13 protein-coding genes are annotated in these 17,552 nt (G+C 72.5%); 10 read left to right on the plus strand and 3 right to left on the minus strand.

From position 1 onward, the window contains the following. The first annotated feature begins 33 nt into the window (after nt 1-33). Nucleotides 34-783 (plus strand): DedA family protein, encoded by a 750-nt coding sequence (locus tag ACH47X_RS14165; RefSeq protein ID WP_397405214.1) that lies wholly within the window; start codon nt 34-36, stop codon nt 781-783. Between the two features lie 4 nt (nt 784-787). Here the strand turns inward: ACH47X_RS14165 and coaA are convergent, their stop codons facing one another. Further along, nucleotides 788-1,783 carry a type I pantothenate kinase gene (gene coaA / locus ACH47X_RS14170; protein WP_051433040.1) on the minus strand — a complete coding sequence of 332 codons (996 nt, stop codon included), beginning with the start codon at nt 1,781-1,783 and terminating at the stop codon, nt 788-790. A 121-nt stretch (nt 1,784-1,904) separates the two neighbouring features. Between coaA and glmS the strand changes: the two genes are divergently transcribed. The 4 genes from glmS to ACH47X_RS14190 all read left to right on the plus strand — a co-directional run bounded on the left by glmS (nt 1,905) and on the right by ACH47X_RS14190 (nt 5,769). Further along, entirely contained in the window at nt 1,905-3,806 is a 1,902-nt protein-coding gene (glmS, locus tag ACH47X_RS14175; protein ID WP_397405216.1) for a glutamine--fructose-6-phosphate transaminase (isomerizing), read from the plus strand. A gap of 33 nt (nt 3,807-3,839) precedes the next feature. Beyond that, nucleotides 3,840-4,208 carry a pyrophosphatase gene (locus ACH47X_RS14180; protein ID WP_397405218.1) on the plus strand — a complete coding sequence of 123 codons (369 nt, stop codon included), beginning with the start codon at nt 3,840-3,842 and terminating at the stop codon, nt 4,206-4,208. A gap of 45 nt (nt 4,209-4,253) precedes the next feature. Further along, a complete protein-coding gene (locus ACH47X_RS14185) occupies nt 4,254-5,084 on the plus strand; it encodes an alpha/beta fold hydrolase (protein WP_397405220.1) in 831 nt (276 codons plus the stop codon). Nucleotides 5,085-5,418: 334 nt separating this feature from the next. Next, nucleotides 5,419-5,769: a holo-ACP synthase gene (locus ACH47X_RS14190; protein WP_036964604.1), complete on the plus strand. Its 351-nt coding sequence runs from the start codon at nt 5,419-5,421 to the stop codon at nt 5,767-5,769. A gap of 30 nt (nt 5,770-5,799) precedes the next feature. Here the strand turns inward: ACH47X_RS14190 and ACH47X_RS14195 are convergent, their stop codons facing one another. After that, nucleotides 5,800-6,849, minus strand: coding sequence for a TIGR03560 family F420-dependent LLM class oxidoreductase (locus ACH47X_RS14195; RefSeq protein WP_397405223.1), 1,050 nt, complete (start codon nt 6,847-6,849; stop codon nt 5,800-5,802). A 99-nt stretch (nt 6,850-6,948) separates the two neighbouring features. Here ACH47X_RS14195 and ACH47X_RS14200 point away from each other — a divergent pair, with 99 nt between their 5' ends. The 5 genes from ACH47X_RS14200 (at nt 6,949) to ACH47X_RS14220 (ending at nt 16,695) form a co-directional block, all read left to right on the plus strand. Continuing rightward, the gene (locus ACH47X_RS14200; RefSeq protein WP_397405225.1) at nt 6,949-8,706 is read left to right on the plus strand and encodes a bifunctional ADP-dependent NAD(P)H-hydrate dehydratase/NAD(P)H-hydrate epimerase; all 1,758 of its coding nucleotides are present in this window, start codon (nt 6,949-6,951) and stop codon (nt 8,704-8,706) included. An 87-nt stretch (nt 8,707-8,793) separates the two neighbouring features. Further along, entirely contained in the window at nt 8,794-9,258 is a 465-nt protein-coding gene (locus tag ACH47X_RS14205) for a hemerythrin domain-containing protein (RefSeq protein ID WP_397405227.1), read from the plus strand. A 283-nt stretch (nt 9,259-9,541) separates the two neighbouring features. Then, nucleotides 9,542-11,893, plus strand: a complete 2,352-nt coding sequence (locus tag ACH47X_RS14210; protein WP_397405229.1) for a helix-turn-helix transcriptional regulator — start codon at nt 9,542-9,544, stop codon at nt 11,891-11,893. A 375-nt stretch (nt 11,894-12,268) separates the two neighbouring features. Next, the gene (locus ACH47X_RS14215) at nt 12,269-15,169 is read left to right on the plus strand and encodes a choice-of-anchor G family protein (RefSeq protein WP_397405231.1); all 2,901 of its coding nucleotides are present in this window, start codon (nt 12,269-12,271) and stop codon (nt 15,167-15,169) included. A 146-nt stretch (nt 15,170-15,315) separates the two neighbouring features. Further along, a complete protein-coding gene (locus ACH47X_RS14220; RefSeq protein ID WP_397405233.1) occupies nt 15,316-16,695 on the plus strand; it encodes a copper amine oxidase in 1,380 nt (459 codons plus the stop codon). 32 nt (nt 16,696-16,727) lie between these two features. Here the strand turns inward: ACH47X_RS14220 and ACH47X_RS14225 are convergent, their stop codons facing one another. Then, entirely contained in the window at nt 16,728-17,486 is a 759-nt protein-coding gene (locus tag ACH47X_RS14225; protein WP_397405235.1) for a class I SAM-dependent methyltransferase, read from the minus strand. Nucleotides 17,487-17,552 lie beyond the last annotated feature (66 nt).

The raw sequence follows: 17,552 nt of genomic DNA on the forward strand, positions 1-17,552 counted from the left end.
GGGTAGTGCCCGGCCGAGACTCCCCGAGGTCCCGTGCTCGAACTCATCTCCACCGTCCTGAGCGCCACCGAGGCATGGATCCTCGCGATGGCCGCCTCGCCGTGGATCTACCCGGCCATGTTCGCCTTCGCGACGATCGACGGGTTCTTCCCGCCGCTGCCGAGCGAGTCCGTGGTCATCACGCTGACCGTGTCGGCCCACAGCACCGGTACGCCCTGGATGTGGCTGGTGCTGATCGCGGCGGCGGCCGGCGCCTGGGTGGGGGACCAGATCGCGTACCAGATCGGCAAGATGATCGGCACGGACCGTGTCCCGTTCCTGCGCTCGGCCCGGGGGCGCCGGGCCGTGGACTGGGCGGAGCGGGCGCTGACCCGCCGCGGCGCGTCCTTCATCCTCGCGGCGCGCTACGTGCCGATCGGCCGCGTGGCCGTGAACATGACGGCGGGCGCCGTCGGTTACCCGCGGCGGAGGTTCATGTTCATCGCCGCGATTGCGGCGGTCATGTGGGCCCTGTACTCCGCGGGCATCGGTCTGGTAGCGGCCCAGTGGCTCGGGCACGAGCCGCTGCTGGCGATCGTGATCGGTGTCGTGCTGGGTGTCGCGATGGGCTTCATCGTGGACAAGGTCGTGGGCTGGTTCTCCCACCGGCACCTCGACGAGGACGCGGACGGCGAGGCCGGCCCGGACGGCGAGAAGATCGCCGTCCCGGCGGGCGCCACCGAGATGGTCCGCGAGTACGTCCACCGGGTCGACGACGCGGACCGGTCCGCGAACGAGCGGTGAGCCGCTAGAGCTTGCGGAGCCGGACCCGCTGCACCGCGTGGTCCGAGCCCTTGGTGAGGACCAGCGTGGCGCGGCCGCGCGTCGGCAGGATGTTCTTCTCCAGGTTCGGCGCGTTGATCGACTCCCAGATCGACAGGGCCTTGTCCGTGGCCTCCTGGTCGGAGAGCGACGCGTACCGCTTGAAGTAGGAGTCCGGCTTGGTGAACGCCGTGCGGCGCAGCTCCAGGAACCGTTCCACGTACCACTGCCGGATGTTCCGGGTGCGGGCGTCCACGTAGATCGAGAAGTCGAAGAAGTCGCTCACCGCGACGGTCGACTCGTCGACGGCGGACGGGCGCGCAGGCTGCAGCACGTTCAGTCCCTCGACGATGAGCACGTCGGGCTTGCGCACCACCACCTCCAGCTCGGGCACGATGTCGTAGATCACGTGCGAGTACACGGGGGCCCGCACCTCGGACTGGCCGGCCTTGATCCGGGACAGGAACCTGATCAGGGCGCGGCGGTCGTACGACTCCGGGAAGCCCTTGCGCTCCATCAGGCCCCGGCGTTCGAGCTCCGCGTTCGGGTAGAGGAACCCGTCGGTCGTGATGAGCTCGACGCGCGGCGTCTCGGGCCAGCGGGCGAGCATCTCGCGCAGCACGCGTGCCGTCGTCGACTTGCCGACGGCCACCGAGCCGGCCACGCCGATCACGTAGGGGGTGCGGGGCGGGTCCTCGTGCAGGAAGGTCGAGGTCGCGTCGTGCAGGCCGCCGGTGGCCTGCACGTAGAGGTTGAGCAGTCGCGACAGAGGGCGGTAGATCGCGTCGACCTCGGCGAGGTCGATCGGGTCACCGAGTCCGCGCAGGCGCTCGACGTCGTCGTCGGTCAGCGGCAGCGGGGTGGATGCCGACAGACGGCTCCAGGCCGCCCTGTCGAGATCCACGTAGGGCGAGGACGGGGCGAGGGCGAGCAGGTGCTCCCCGAGGTCCGTCGTCGAGAACTGTGAAACCACCTGCAGCATTGTGCCCCACCCGCGGCACGGATCTGCGTCGTCCGAGGCCCGAGGTGATCTCAGGGGTGAGATACCGGCCCTGTGAGCCCAGTCAGGGGGGTGCACCTGAACGCTCGTTAGACTCGCCCGCATGTGTGGGATCGTCGGTTACACCGGAACAGCTGCGTCAATCGCGGACGGCATCGCCTCGGGCGCGGCCTCGCCGTCTGGCACGCCCCTTGACGTGGCCCTCGAGGGGCTCCGCCGCCTCGAGTACCGCGGCTACGACTCGGCGGGCGTGGCGCTCGTCGCGCCCGGCCTGGACGGGGTCGCGTGGGCCAAGAAGTCGGGCAAGCTCGCCAACCTGATCGAGGTGCTCGACCAGGACCCGCTCCCGGAGGCGACCGCCGCCATCGGGCACACGCGCTGGGCCACGCACGGCGGCCCCACCGACGCGAACGCCCACCCGCACCTGGCCGACGGCGACCGGCTCGCCGTCATCCACAACGGCATCGTCGAGAACTTCGCCCAGCTCAAGGCCGAGCTGCTGGCCGACGGCGTGGTCTTCCGCTCCGAGACCGACACCGAGGTGGCCGCCCACCTGGTGGCCAAGGCGTACCGCGAGACGGGCGACCTGACGGCCGCCATGACCGCCGCCGCCGGTCGCCTGGAGGGCACCTTCACGCTGCTCGCCGTGCACGCCGACGCTCCCGAGACCGTGGTGGGCGCCCGGCACGACTCCCCGCTGGTGGTGGGGCTCGGCGAGGGCGAGAACTTCCTGGGCTCCGACGTCGCCGCGTTCATCGCGCACACCAAGGAGGCGCTGGAGCTGGGGCAGGACCAGGTCGTGACCATCACGCCCACGTCGGTGGCCGTGACCGACTTCGACGGCAAGCCCGCCGAGGCCAAGCGCTACACCGTGGACTGGGACGCCGCGGCCGCCGAGAAGGGCGGCTTCGACTCCTTCATGGACAAGGAGATCCACGACCAGCCGCAGGCCGTGGCCGACACGCTGCTCGGCCGGACCGACGCCGCGGGCGCGCTCGTGCTGGACGACCTGCGCATCGACGAGTCGATCCTGCGCGCCGTGAACAAGATCATCGTCATCGCGTGCGGTACCGCCGCCTACTCCGGGCACGTGGCGAAGTACGCGATCGAGCACTGGTGCCGCATCCCCGTCGAGGTCGAGCTGGCGCACGAGTTCCGCTACCGCGACCCGATCGTCGACGAGCGCACCCTCGTGGTCGCCGTCACGCAGTCCGGCGAGACCATGGACACCCTGATGGCCGTGCGGCACGCGCGCGAGCAGGGTGCCAAGGTGATCTCGATCGTCAACACCCACGGCTCCACGATCCCGCGTGAGTCGGACGCCGTGCTCTACACGCACGCCGGCCCCGAGATCGCCGTCGCCTCCACCAAGGCGTTCCTCGCGCAGATCACCGCCGCCTACGTGCTGGGCCTGTACCTCGCCCAGCTGCGCGGCAACAAGTTCCCCGACGAGATCGCCACGCTGCTCGACGAGCTGCGGGCCATGCCGCGCAAGATCCAGACGGTCATCGAGCGCGGCGAGTACGTGCGGGCGACGGCCCGGTCCATGGAGCAGTCCGACAAGGTGCTGTTCCTGGGGCGGCACGTCGGCTTCCCGGTGGCTCTGGAGGGTGCGCTCAAGCTCAAGGAGCTCGCGTACATCCACGCCGAGGGCTTCGCCGCCGGCGAGCTGAAGCACGGCCCGATCGCCCTGATCGACGACGGGCAGCCCGTGTTCGTCGTGGTGCCCTCGCCCCGCGGACGCGACTCCCTGCACTCGAAGGTCATCTCCAACATCCAGGAGATCCGGGCGCGCGGCGCCCGGACCCTCGTGATCGCGGAGGACGGCGACGACGAGGTGCGCAGGTACGCCGACGAGATCTTCTGGATCCCGCAGGCGCCCACGCTGCTCCAGCCGTTGCTGGCCGTGGTGCCGCTGCAGATCTTCGCGATGGCGCTCGCCACCGCGAAGGGCCTGGACGTGGACCAGCCGCGCAACCTCGCCAAGTCGGTCACGGTCGAGTAAGGACGCGGGCCCGGCTGTGGCACGCTCGTCGGCGTGGAACTTCAGAAGCTCTCCGACGAGGTCGAGATCATCAGCCGGGCCTATGCCCGCATCCACGGGCTGGAACGCACCGACGACTGGCTCCTGCTCAAGCTCCACGAGGAGATCGGGGAGCTCACCCAGGCGTTCCTCAACCTGTCCGGCCGCTCGCGCGACCGGGGCCTTAGCGACGACGAGGTGCGGGACGCGTTCCGCGGCGAGGTCGCGGACGCGCTGGGGCAGCTCCTGCTCGTGGCCCGGCGGTTCGACGTGGATCTCGCCGAGGAGCTGGACCGCAAGTGGTTCCGGTGGCAGCACCTGGTCCGGCCGGAGGACACGGCGGGGATCCGGGACGTGGGTCCCGATGTCGGTGGTCCCGTCTAGGGTCTGATCCGGACGGGCCGCCCAGGCCCCAGGAGAGGAGCGCCCGTGGCGTACGTGGAGGTCGACGGGGTCCAGGTGCACTACGTGGAGCACGGACCGCCGTCCGGCGGCGGGGTGCGCACGGCGGTGCTGGTCCACGGGTTCCCGGTGGACCACCGGCTCATGACCGGCGCGTTCGAGCCGGTCTTCGCGGAGCGCCCGGGCTGGCGCCGCGTCTACGTGGACCTGCCGGGCATGGGCCGTACGACGGCGCCCGCCGTGGCGAGCACCGACGACGTCTTCCGGATCCTGCGCGGCGCCGTCCGGGCACTGGTGCCCGACGGCGACTACGTGGTGGTCGGGCAGTCGTACGGCGGGTATCTCGCGCGAGGGCTGGCCGCCGCCGACCCGGACCGCGTGGCCGGGCTCGCCGCTGTCGTGACGGTGGTCGAGCCGCGCCACGAGCTGCGGCACGTCCCGGGGCGACAGGTGCTGGTGCGCGAGCCCGCCCTGCTGGCCCGGGTGGGCGCCGAGGTGCTCGACGCGGAGGAGGTGCTGGTGGTGCAGACCGAGGAGACGTGGGAGCGGGCACGCCAGGAGGTGGACCCGGGGCTGTCCGCGGCCGATCCCGAGGCGGTGGCGCGGATCGAGGCGAGCTACGCCGGGACGTTCCCCGTGGAACCGGCGCCGTTCGACAAGCCGGTCCTGATCCTCGTGGGCCGCCAGGACTCGACCACGGGCTATCGCGACGCGTGGGACCTGGTGGAGCGCTACCCGCGGGCGACCTTCGCCGTGCTGGACCGCGCGGGGCACGCCCTGGACATCGAGCAGCGCGGACTGTTCGAGGCGCTCGCCGGCGAGTGGCTGGACCGTGTGGAGGAGGCGACCCCGGCCTGAACCGGGGCGCCTCGGGCGACGACGATCAGTTCGAGACTGCGACGAACACCAGCAGCGTGACGATCGCGGCGATCACGACGCCGAAGACGGCGACCACGATCACGGGGAAGGGGAGCTTGTCGTCGTCCTCCGGCATGGCAACCTCCTACGCGCGAAAGGTGGCGCCCTGCCGGTACGGAGCAGGTGCCACCTTTACCTTTGCATTACGAGGGTATGGTGCCTCAAAACGGGCATCCCTCGCAAGGCCCCGCTGTGAAGCGGCTGACCTGCGGTTTTGTCCACCCGAAGCTCTCCGTGGCCGGGGCGTGGCCGACGCGGGATCTAGGCTGTGCCCATGATCATCGGCACCGGCATCGACGTGGTCGACGTGGACCGGTTCATGGAGACCCTCGATCGCACGCCCCGGCTGCGGGAGAAGCTGTTCACCGAGGTCGAGCGGGAGCTGCCGGCGGCGTCCCTGGCCGCCCGGTTCGCCGCGAAGGAGGCCATCGCCAAGTCGCTCGGCGCCCCGGGCAACCTGCGGTGGCACGACGTCACGGTGCACCGCACGGTGGGTGGCCCGCCCCGGATCGACGCGAGCGGCACCGTCGCCGCCCGCGCCGCCGAGCTCGGGGTACGCACGTGGCACATCACGATCTCGCACGACGCCGGGATCGCGTCCGCGATGGTGATCGCCGAGGGCTGAGCACTCCCGCGAGAGAGAACCGCGGCGGGGTCACTGGAGCTCGGGGATGACCTGCTTCTCGAAGAGCTCCAGGCCGCTGGTGTCGTAGGCCGCCTCCTGGAAGTACGTGATCGCGTACTCCAGGCCTCGCGAGCCCATGCCCTGCAGCCGCTCGACGATCTGCTCCGGCGTGCCGACCAGGAGCCCGCCCCGCCAGTTCGTGATCTCGCGGTCCGCCTTGCCGGGCACCGACTTGCGCAGGTGCGCCTCGATCCAGTCCAGCCGCTCGGCGACCTCGGCGTCGTTCTCGCCGATCACCACGTTGTAGTTCGTGGACCGCGTGATCTCGCCGAAGTCCCGCCCCACGTCCTTGCAGTGTGCCTCGAGCACGCCCGACTTGTGGGTGAAGCCCTCGGGCGAACCGTCGAAGTTCGTGTACTGGGCGTGCTGCGCGGCGATGCGCAGCGTCTTCCGCTCGCCGCCGCCCGCGATCCACAGCGGGATGGACGGGACCTCGGCGCCGCCGTCGCCCACCGGGAGCTGCTGCAGGGGCTGCGGGTAGCAGAGTGCGCCGTCGACCTGGTAGCGCTTGCCCTCGAACGTTCCCGAGGAGCCCGTGCGCCACATGCTCGACATGATCTGCACACCCTCGTCGAGTGCGCGCAGGCGCTCGCCCGCCGTCGGGAAGCCGTAGCCGTAGGCGCGCCACTCGTGCTCGTACCATCCGGCCCCGATGCCCATCTCGAGGCGGCCGCCGGAGATCGTGTCGATCGTCGAGGCGACCTTCGCCAGGTAGGTCGGCTCCCGGTAGGCCATGCAGGTGCACATCTGGCCCAGGCGGATGCGCTGGGTCGCCGCCGCGAACGCGGCCATCAGGGACCACGCCTCGTGCGTGGCCTCGGTCGAGGGCTCGGGCGTGGTGTGGAAGTGGTCGTACACCCAGGCCGACTCCCAGGCGAACTCGCCGCCGGGGACGGCCTCGCCCGCGGCCTGGTTCTCGGCGCGGTGGACGAGGGAGAGCATGGTGGCCCACTGGTCGGCGGGCGCGACGTCGACCAGGTCGAAGCGCCAGCCCTGCGGGATGAAGAGTCCGAATCGCATGACCCGACCCTATGCCGACGGAGTTCGCCCAGGGGAGGGGTGGTCGAAAATGTCGGGTTTCGGTACCTCGGGCGGCGGCAGACGCGGCAGGATGGGGCTGTGAAAGACGCGTGGAGTTCCGACGAGATACGAAAGGCCGAGGAGCCGCTGATCGCCGCGGGCGTGCCGCTCATGGCCAGGGCCGCGTACGCGCTCGCCCAGGCGGTGCTCCGGGAGGTGGCGGCTCGCCCTGCCGGGAGCCGTGCGACCCGCCCGGCCGGCCGCCCTGCCCCCCGCCCGAGCGGCGTCCGCCTGCGGGGGAGCCTCAGCTCCGACGGTCTGCCCGGCACGGCCCGGGTGCGGCCCGCCCGCTCGGCCGAGACCCGCGGCGACGTGCGCGGCGCCCGCGCCCTGCTCCTCGTCGGCCCCGGCAACAACGGCGGCGACACCCTCTACGCCGGCGCGCACCTGGCGAGGCGGGGGATGTCGGTCACCGCGGTCCTCGTGTCCGCCCGGGCGCACGAGGAGGGCCTCGCGGCGTTCGAGGCCGCCGGCGGGCACGTCCAGCGGCTCGCCGACGTCCGGGTCCCGACCGTGGTCCAGTGGGCCCGCGCGTCCGACGTCGTGCTGGACGGCCTGGTCGGCGTCGGTGCCCGCGGCGCCCTGCGGCCGCCGGCCGGCGGCCTGGTCCGCGCCCTCGTCGAGGCCCGCGAGGCGGCCGGCCGCCGCTGGCCGTACACGGTCGCGGTGGACATCCCCAGCGGCATCGGCGTGGACGACGGCGTGGTGCCAGGCCCGGTACTGACCGCGGACCGCACGGTGACCTTCGGCGCGCTCAAGCCCGGGCTGCTGCTGCCCCCGGCGGCCGGGTTCGCCGGCACGGTCGAGCTGGTCGACATCGGCTTCCCCGACGTCTCGGTCACCGACCACTGGGCCGGTGCCGCCCAGCGCGTGACCCTGGGCCGGCACGCGATGACCGGCACCGACACCGGACCCGGCCGTGTGCGGCGTATGGAACCGGCTGACGTCGCGGCCCTCTGGCCCGCGCCCACGGCGCGCGACCACAAGTACACGCGCGGCGTGGTCGGGGTGATCGCGGGCACCAGCACCTACCCGGGCGCGGCCGTGCTGGCGACGTCCGGCGCCGTGCGTGCCGGCGCCGGCATGGTGCGCTACCTCGGCCCCGAGGACGTCGGCACCCGCGTGCTGCTGGCCCGGCCCGAGGTGGTCGTGGCGGGCGGCCGGGTCCAGGCATGGGTGCTGGGCCCCGGCGTCCCCGCCTACGACCCGGAGGAGGGGCCTGACGACGACGGCCAGGCACGCCGCGTCTTCGGGGCGCTCGCGGCGGTGACCGGCGTGCTGTCCGAGGACGTGACCGGCGGCCGGATGCCCGCCGTGATCGACGCGGGCGCACTCACGATGCTGGAGCACCGGCTCCCGGCCTGGGCGGTGCTGACGCCGCACGCCGGCGAGCTGGCGGAGCTCCTGCAGGGCCTGGGGCACGAGGCCGACCGCGCGGCGGTCGAGGCGCGGCCGCTGCACTGGGCCCGCACCGCGCACCAGGCGACCGGCGCGACGGTGCTGCTCAAGGGCGCGGTCACCGTCGTGGCCGGCCCCGGCGGCGCCTACGCGCAGGCGGACGCCCCGCCGTGGACGGCCACCGCGGGCGCGGGCGACGTCCTGGCCGGGATTCTCGGCACGCTCCTGGCCGGCCGCTCCGCCGACGTCGTCGCGGACGAGACCCTCGCGGCGCGCCTGGCGGCAGCCGCCGTGCTGGTGCACGGCCGCGCCGCGGCGCGCGCGTCGGCGGGCGGGCCGGTCGCCGCGCTGGAGATCGCCCGCGCGGTGCCCGCGGTGATCGCCGAGCTCCTGGGCTGAGCGTCCACCCCCGGCGGGGGCGGGCCGGGCGGCCCGTCTCCGCCGCGGGCCCCCGCCGTCGGCCCGTCGCCGCTAGGCTGTCCGGCGATGAGTCAACGCGTCGTCGCCTGGGGTCGGGAGCTCCGCGAGATCCACCGGCGGCTGCGCGACGCCCTCGGCGTCGCGCGGGCCGCGGTCGAGGACGGAGCGTCCGGCCCGGTGGCGGCCCGGGACCTCCAGCTCTACTGCGTCGGGTTCTGCGCCGCCCTCACGGGGCACCACCGCGCAGAGGACGCCACGCTGTTCGACGTCGTGCTGGCCGCCCGCCCCGACCTGGCGCCTGTGGTCGCCGACCTCAAGCGGGACCACTCCATGCTGGACCACCTCCTGGGCGAGCTCGAGCGCGCCGCGCTGTCGGGCGAGGACCGGGACGTGCTGCTGCGGCACCTGGACGGCATCGACGCCGTGATGGAGACGCACTTCCGGTACGAGGAGAAGAAGCTCGTGACCGTGCTCGACGACGCCGAGCGCCCGGCGTCCGACCGGCAGGCGCTGCTCGGCCCGTTCGCCTGACGCCATCCTTCGCCGAATTGGGCATTCCGGATTTATTTCCGGAAGGCACGTCTTTATCCCGGCTGTCCGAGTTGTGCCAGGTAGGAGCGTAATTTCCTCGTATCACAGGCACGAACTGCACGATTTATCTCTTGTCATAGACTCTCGACGCGCTCCGATCATATTCATGCAATTCAGGGGAATTGGGGTGTGCGTGCTATCTAGCTACGAGCCTTCCACGGCCATGTCGCCGACGACGTCGGGGGCAGGACAGAGCCAGGCGGGCGGCAGGGGGAGGGGCCACGTGGTCCACGGGCGGGACAGAGAACTGCGGGTCATCGGGCATTTCGCGACCGACCTGGACCCGACGGTCCTCGTCGTGCGCGGCCTGAGCGGCATCGGCAAGACGGCGACGGTCATCCGCGCGCTCAAGCAGGTCGGAGCGGGGTCGTCGGCGGTGCGCGTGGTGCGGCCGTGCTCGCCACGACCCTCGGCGCACGACCTGGAGAACAGCAGGCGCATCGACCTGTCGGCCTGGTCCGTGCCCGACCACCTGGAGCACGACTCCGACTTCGACGCCGCGGGCTTCCTGCGCGCCGTGTCGGCCTGGGCGGACGATGCGGGCACCGGGCCGCGCGTGCTCTTCGTCGACGACGTGGGCGTGCTCACCGCCGAGCGCGCACGCTGGCTGCAGCACCTGGCCGACGAGGCGTACGGACAGGACTGGCGCGTGATCGCCGCCGTGCGGAGCATCTCCGCCGAACCGCTCTCGGACGACGTCGAGGTGCTGGAGCTGGGCCCGCTGGACCGCGGGTCCCTGCGTCACGTGCTCGACATGGAGCTCAGCGTGCCGGTCGCGGCCGACGTCGTGGAGCAGCTGCGCTGGTGGAGCGCGGGCAACCCGAGGATCGCCCTGGAGCTCGCCGGCGCGCTGAGCTCGGGCGAGCTGCGCGGGGACGCCGCCTGGGCCGGGCCCGAGGTCGTGGGCTCCGCTTCCCGGCGTGTCTACCGCGCGATGCTGGCGGGCCTCGACCCGGCGACCATGACCGCGCTCGCCGCCGCGCCGCTGGGCGCCGCGCCGCTCGGTGGGGCGGCGCTGGAACGCCGGGACGCGCGGTCCGCCGTGCGCCACCCGCTGCTGGCGCTGCTGTGCCGTGAGGCGCGCGGCGCGGAGGGGCACGCCGACGCGCGCGACGCCCAGGTCGCCGAGCGCGACGTGACCGGCGCGCACACGGCGGAGCACATCCTCGACGGGCTGCATCTCGACGAGCTGCCGGCCCGCGCCTGGGCCGTCGTGGCCGCGGCCCCCGAGCCGCGCCTCGCGGCGCGCGCCGTCGGTGTCTCGCTGCTGACGGGGCGCACCTGGATGGACCACCGCGACGGACCCCTGGTGCCCGACGGCGTCGGGCCGGAGTGGACCGACCACCTCTGGTGGCGCGATGCCGCCGGGATCGCCGCCGACGTGCGCGCCGCGGGCGCGCGCGTGGCGCTGGCGCTGCTGCGGCTGGAAGGTACCGGCGAGCTTCCGGACCCGGGCGCGCTCCGCGCGGACCTGCGACTGCTGGGGCCGACGCCCGGCCAGGACTGGGTGGGCGTCGAGATCCAGGTGCGCGCCCTGCTGATGCTGGGCGACGTGGTGGGTGCCCGCAGCCTGCTCGCCGACCACTCGGGCGCGGCGGGCGGGAGCACGGTCGCGGAGATCGTGGCCCGGGACCTCGCTGCGGCGCGGGTCGCGGCGTTCGACGGCCGCGCCGTCGACGTCCGGACCCACCTCGCGCACGCGGCCGAGCTGCGGCCCTCGGTCGACGAGTGGCTGCCTGCGCGCGGGCTGCGCGCTGCGGCCGACGCCGTCGTCGACGGCACCGCCCCGGCGAGCACGATGCCCGCCCAGGCGGGGAGCTGGTCGCCGCGGGCACTGGGGGAGTACGCGGCCGACCTCGGCGCGGCCCACCTGGTGGTCGGACAGGCAGAGGGTGCGGTCGCGCTGCTGACCATCGCCCTGGAACACTGCGCCTGGCCCTACCGCGGCCGCGTGCAGGTGCGCTGCGACCTGGTCGAGGCCGTCATGGCGTCCACGCCGCCCGGCCGGGTGGGACCGCGGGTCGAGCGGCTCCTCGAGCCGCCCGTGGCCCCCGAGGAGCGGTCGGCGGTCGACGTCGCCGCCGCCTGGTCCCGCCTGAGCGCCCTGCTGGCCGACGACGGCGCCCCCTCGCCCGCCTTCGAGGCCGCGCTGCACGGGGCGCCGGTGCCCATGTCTCCCTGGCAGCGCGTGCGCATGCTGGTGGCCTACGGCCGGTACGCCGTGACCCGCGGGGGCCGCGCGACGGGCACCGCGATGCTCGACGAGGCCCGGACGCTGGTCCGGCTCGCGGGCATGGCGGGCTGGCTGCGCGGGATCGACGTGTTCCTCGCCGAGGCGGACGCGAGCGGCGGTGCCGGCCCCGAGTGGGAGGTGCTGGGCAGGCACGAGCGGGAGATGGTCCGGCTCGCGGTGCACGGTGCGACCAACTCCCAGATCGCCCAGGCCACGTTCGTGTCCGAACGGACCGTCGTGAACCGGCTGCGGCAGGCCTACACGACCCTCGGTATCCGCGACCGGCGCGACCTGGTCCGGCTCGCGGAGACCCGGCCGCCCGCGTGGCTCGCCGGCGGGTAGTTTCCCGAGCGCAGATTTTTCACCCGCTCGTTCGACCGTTTTTCACCCGGCATTCCGGACTTCTTTCGCTTCTCTCCGCCATTCTGCGTACGCCTGCTTTTGGCGCGCCTCGAATCGTCTCGAACGCAGTCGCGGTTGCGTTGGATTGCGTCAGCGCACGATTACCGCTCTGCCTGGCAGCCGGCTGAGAACCACTGTTCCCTGAGGGCCGGGAGCCGGTGCGCCTCATGCGACCGCCCCGAAGATCCGGACGTGATCACGTACCGATCCGGACGCTTTTTCTTAAGCGCGAATGTGGAGGAGTGAGTTCCGTTGAACCCAACGCAAGTACCGTCACGCCGTCGAAGGGGTGGCCTCGTACTGCGCCGATCTCTGGTGACGGTCGCGGCTTCGGCCCTTGTGGTTACCGCCACGGGTCTGCCGGCAGTCGCCGCCGTTGACAACTACCCGGACGAGCCGTCGGAGGCCGCCGCGAGCGTCCTCGACTCGACGCTCTTCCAGAAGGCGCTGGCAGCAGCCGCCTACTCCGAGGCCGGCTCGGTCTCGAACGCAGGCCCGAACGAGGGCAACCTGAACGTCGAGCTGCTCGGCTCGGAGCTCGTTCACCTCGGTGACGTCGAGGTCCGCCTCGACGAGATCCTGGACTTCGGTCAGCTCGGTGCGCTCGCCAGCCGCAGCGAGGCCTCGGGTCCGCTTGACGCACACGCGATCTCCGGCCTGGCCGGCGCCGACGGCGGCGTGACCCTGGACGGCGAGACCGACGACTTCGGCAAGGCGACCGTGGACGTCCTGTCCGTGGCACGTCTGCTGGGCGTCGACGGCCTCACGGACCAGATCGTCGACCAGCTCCTGCTCGAGGCGGGCGCCGGCGCGGCCGAGGTCAAGGCCGAGGACGGCGTCATCCTGGACCAGGACGGCGTGGGTGGCCTCGGCCAGTACCGCGTGGCCGACCTGGACCTGACGCTGCACTCCCCGGTCATCGAGGACGCTGCCTCGTCGATCTACGACATCGGCGGCACCATCGACACCACCGTCGAGGACCTCGTCAACGAGAACCTGGACGAGAGCGCCCTGACCGGCCTCTTCGACGCGATCCCGGGCGTCCCGACGCCGTCGATCACCGTCGACAGCAACATGCAGGAGAACCTGTTCCAGTCTGTCGTGGGTGAGCCGATCACCTCGAAGAACCAGCTCATCACGATCGACCTGTCGACCGGCCAGCTCGAGGTCCACCTCGACAAGCTCGTCGACGGCCCGAACGAGGGTGGCATCAACGCGCTCGACCCGAACACCGAGCTCATCGACGACACGACCTACCCGCTGATCGCGGAGACCGTGCACGAGCTGATGGAGGAAGTCACCAACATCCTCATCGGCGCGATCGAGGACTCGCTGAACTCGGTGACGATCAACATCGCCTTCACCGACGAGAGCCCGCTGGGCAACCTCGACGTCTCGTGGTCGCTGCCGCTGGCCGACGCCGTGAACGGCAACTTCCCCGAGGCCGTGAACAACAGCACGGGCACGATGGCCCCGGTCGCCGAGCTGCTGGTCGGCACCATCAACACGGTGGGCCCGGCCCTGGCGCCGATCCTGGCCCCGGTCTACGACCTGCTGATCAGCGACGAGGGTGACAACATCTTCGACCTGCTGATCAACGACCTCAAGACGGACGCCATCACGAAGCCGATCCGCGAGCTGCTCTCGCCGGTCTTCGACGTCCTGTCGCAGGTGCTGTCGATCACGATCAACCGCCAGGTCACGACCGAGGGTGTTGCCCCGACGTCGACCAAGGCCGCTGCTGCCGAGACCTCCTTCGAGCTGTCGGCGCTGAGCATCGCCCTGCTGCCGGCCAACGAGGTCGCGCGCATCAACCTGGGCAACGCCGCCGTCCGCATCGGTGGCGACGACGGTGGCTCGGGCGAGATCGACCCGACCCTGACCGCCGTGCCGGCCTCGGTCGCGCCCGGTCAGTCGACCGTCGCGACCGGTGAGGGCTACACGCCGGACTCGACCGCGACCGTCCAGCTCACCGACCCCGAGGGCAACCCCGTGGGTGACGCGATCGCCGTCGACACCGACTCCGAGGGCGGCTTCAGCACCCCGGTGCCGGTCCCGTCCGACGCCGAGCTCGGTGACTACACGGTCGTCGGCACCGACGACACCACCGGTGAGGCCGCCGAGGCCCCGCTGGCAGTCGTCGCCGGTTCCGACATCTGCGCCATGGACCCGACCCTGACGGTCGAGCCCAACGCCGCCTACCCGGGCGACACCGTCTCCGTCGTGGGCCAGGGCTTCCCGGCCGGCGTGCCGGTCACGGTCCAGCTGCGTGACGCCGAGGGCAACCCGGTCGGGGACCCGATCACGGTCACCCCGGACGAGGCCTGCGGCTTCATCACCGACCTCACGGTTCCCGAGGACGCCGAGCCCGGCGACCACGTCGTGGGCGCGGAGCCGGAGGACGGCAGCGAGGGTGCCGAGGCGCCCCTGGAGATCCTCGACCCGGGCACCAACAACCCGGGCGAGTGCACGGACCCGGCCATCACGGCCGACCCGACCATGGTCCGCGCGGGCGAAGAGGTGACCATCACCGGTACCGGCTTCCCGGCCGGCGCCAACGTCACCGTGCAGCTCCAGACCACCGACGGTGAGAAGATCGGCGAGCCGGTCACCGTGAAGGTGGACGAGGACTGCGGCTTCACCACTCCGATCACCGTCCCCGAGGACACCCCGCCGGGCGTCATCATCGTGGACGCACAGCCGGACGACGGCAGCGAGGGCGCACAGACGCCGATCGCCGTCGTCGAGACGGTCGGTGGCGACGGGCGCGACCTGACGGCGCGCTTCGAGCACCCGACCGCCCAGCTGGGCGACGAGCAGACCTTCTACGCCTCGGGCTTCGAGCCCGGTGAGGTCGTCGTGGGCCTGATCAACTCGGAGAGCTTCGCGCTCCAGGCACAGGAGGCCGACGCCGAGGGCAACGTCCAGTGGACGTTCACCGTCGACGAGCGGCTCGACGTGGGCGAGCACCAGGGCATCGCGGTCAGCACCGAGCAGGGCGACTCCGCGTCGGCCACGTTCGAGGTCGTCGCCGCCACCGCCGGTGGCAACGATGACGGTGGCCTCGCCTCCACGGGTGCGAACGTCGGCATCCTGATCGCCGCGACGGTGCTGCTGCTCGGCGCCGGTGCGGTCATGATCAAGCGTCGCCGCGAGATCAGCCAGGCCTTCGCCACCGCGATGGGCCGCATGTCCGACGACTCGCGTTCCGCCTGACGGACCGAGTCTCTGACGAAGCAGTAGACGGACGCAGTGGTCAGGCGTCCGAAGCAGACCGGCCCGGTGCGACTCGTCGCACCGGGCCGGTCCTGTCAGGAAAAGGGTCCGCAGGGGGCCGAGAGCTGAGCGAAGGAGAGGGAACCGTGCGCGAGGTGTCGTCGAAACGGAGGTTGGTCCCGGCGATCGTCGCGGCGGCCGCCATCGTCTCGCTCGTCGTGGCCGCGATCATGGTGGTGGAGCAGGCCCTGCCCGCCGCACCGAGCCCGCGCGACGAGGACCCGCGGGTGCAGGGCAGCGCGCACGTGAAGTGCGCCGAGAACGAACCGCTCGCGCAGGAGCTGCTCAGCGGCTCCGTGTGGACCATGTGCTGGCGCGTCGACGCGAGCCGCGGCCTGGTGCTCGAGGACGTCCACTTCACGCCCGCCGGCGCCGATCCGGTGCTGGTGCTCGCGGAGCTGTCGATCGGGCAGCTCGAGGTGCCGTACGACACCGGCCTGCGCAACACCGAGGACATCACCACACAGGGCTTCGGCGGCAGCCACATCATGACCCTCACCGAGCCGGAGTGCCTCGGGGAGCGGCTCGAGACCTACGTGCCGAAGATCGGCGACGGCGCGATGGGCGGCGGCGGCCAGGACCGGGCCGTGCTCTGCCAGGAGGTGGTCGACGGCGGCATCGCCTACCGCAGCGGCGACACCACGGGAACCGAGGTGGCCCGGCGTACGGACCTGCGGCTCTCCACGATCTCGAAGGTGGGCTGGTACGAGTACGTCAGCCAGTACACGTTCGGCGGCGACGGCAGCATCCGGTCCGACCTGGGCGCGACCGGCGACCTGTCGCCCGAGGACTACGGGGACGACCCGGCCCACGGCTGGCCCGTCGGCCCCGGCGACACCGACTACGCCACCAGCCACTCGCACAACGCCGTCTGGCGGGTGCACTGGGCCCTCGGCGGCCGGGGCGGCCAGGTGGTCGAGCAGTACGACGCCGCGCCGACCGGCGAGGTGGGCCCGCGCGCTCCGCTCGTCGAGGGCGGCCTGACGCGCATCCCGCGCGAGGGCACCGCCCAGGCGGCGGACCGGCGCTGGTGGCGCGTGGTGAACCCCGAGGTGCTCAACGCGGACCAGCACCCGATCTCGTACCAGATCGAGCTGGGGGCGACGACGCCGTTCCAGCTCACGCAGGACCACGAGCACACGGGTGGCGCTGACGGCGGCGACAGCGACGGCGGCTACGCGGTCGCGTTCACCGAGGCCGACGACTGCCAGCTCTACGCGACGGCCAACAAGGACGGCTCCTGCGGCGCGGGCGTGCTCGACTTCGCGCAGGACGAGGCGGAGCTGTCCGACGTCGTCACGTGGGTCGCCGTCGGCTTCCACCACGTGGCGCGCGACGAGGACCAGAGCCCCATGGAGATGCACTGGCAGGGCTTCACGCTCACGCCGCGGGACCTCACCGCGCAGCGCGTCGACCCGCCTTCGGCCCGCGAGGACGTCAACGGCAGGCCGGCCGACACCCGCTGAGCCGGTCCTGAGCCTCAGGCACCGCGGCCCCGTCAGGCCTTCGCCTCCACGAGTGTGCGGCGGCTGTGGCAGACGAACGACCCGTGCTCCGCGATGTGGTCGTACAGCGCGCGCAGCCGGTCGCGGTACCTGTCCACGGCGAAGTCGGGCACCGTCCACAGGACCTTGCGCAGGAAGTGCACCCCCGCGGCCAGGTCGAAGAACTCCACCCGGGTCCGCGCGTCCCGCAGGTCCACCACCTCCAGCCCGGCGTCGGCCACCCGGGCGCGCAGCCGGTCCACGTACGCGTCGTCGTCGTTCGCCTGCGGGCCCATGAGGAACTCGTACAGCTCACGGTTGGAGCCCGCGCCCACCTCCTGGACCAGCAGCGAGCCACCGGGCGCCAGCACCCGCGCCGCCTCGCGGTACGGGAACGCGACCGGGTGGCGCCCCGTGACCAGGTCGAACGTGCCGTCGTCGAACGGCAGCGCGCCGTCGCCGCCGTCGACCAGGTGCACCACGCCCCCGTAGGGGCGCAGCGCGGCCGAGGCGAGCGAGTGGTTCGGCGCCCACGCCTCCGTGGCGCGCACGATGCCGGGTACCCGCACCGCCAGCCCCAGTGCCTCGGCGAAGACCTCGCCGCCGCCCGTGTCGACGTCGAGCACCGCGCCGGCCCGGCCCAGGCGCTCGCCGCACAGCCGCACGTAGCCCCACCCGGGGCGCTCCTCGGTGGCGCGGCCCGCGAACCAGGAGAAGTCCCAGCCGTCGGTGGGGACGGCCAACCCCTCGGCGACCTGCTCGTCGAACGTCATGCCGTCGACGCTAGCGCCGGGTGTCACCCGGTCACCAGGAGATATCCCCCGACCGGGGGAGGGCCG

The sequence above is a fragment of the Promicromonospora kroppenstedtii genome (assembly GCF_044389675.1).
Classification (GTDB): Bacteria; Actinomycetota; Actinomycetes; order Actinomycetales; family Cellulomonadaceae; genus Promicromonospora; species Promicromonospora kroppenstedtii.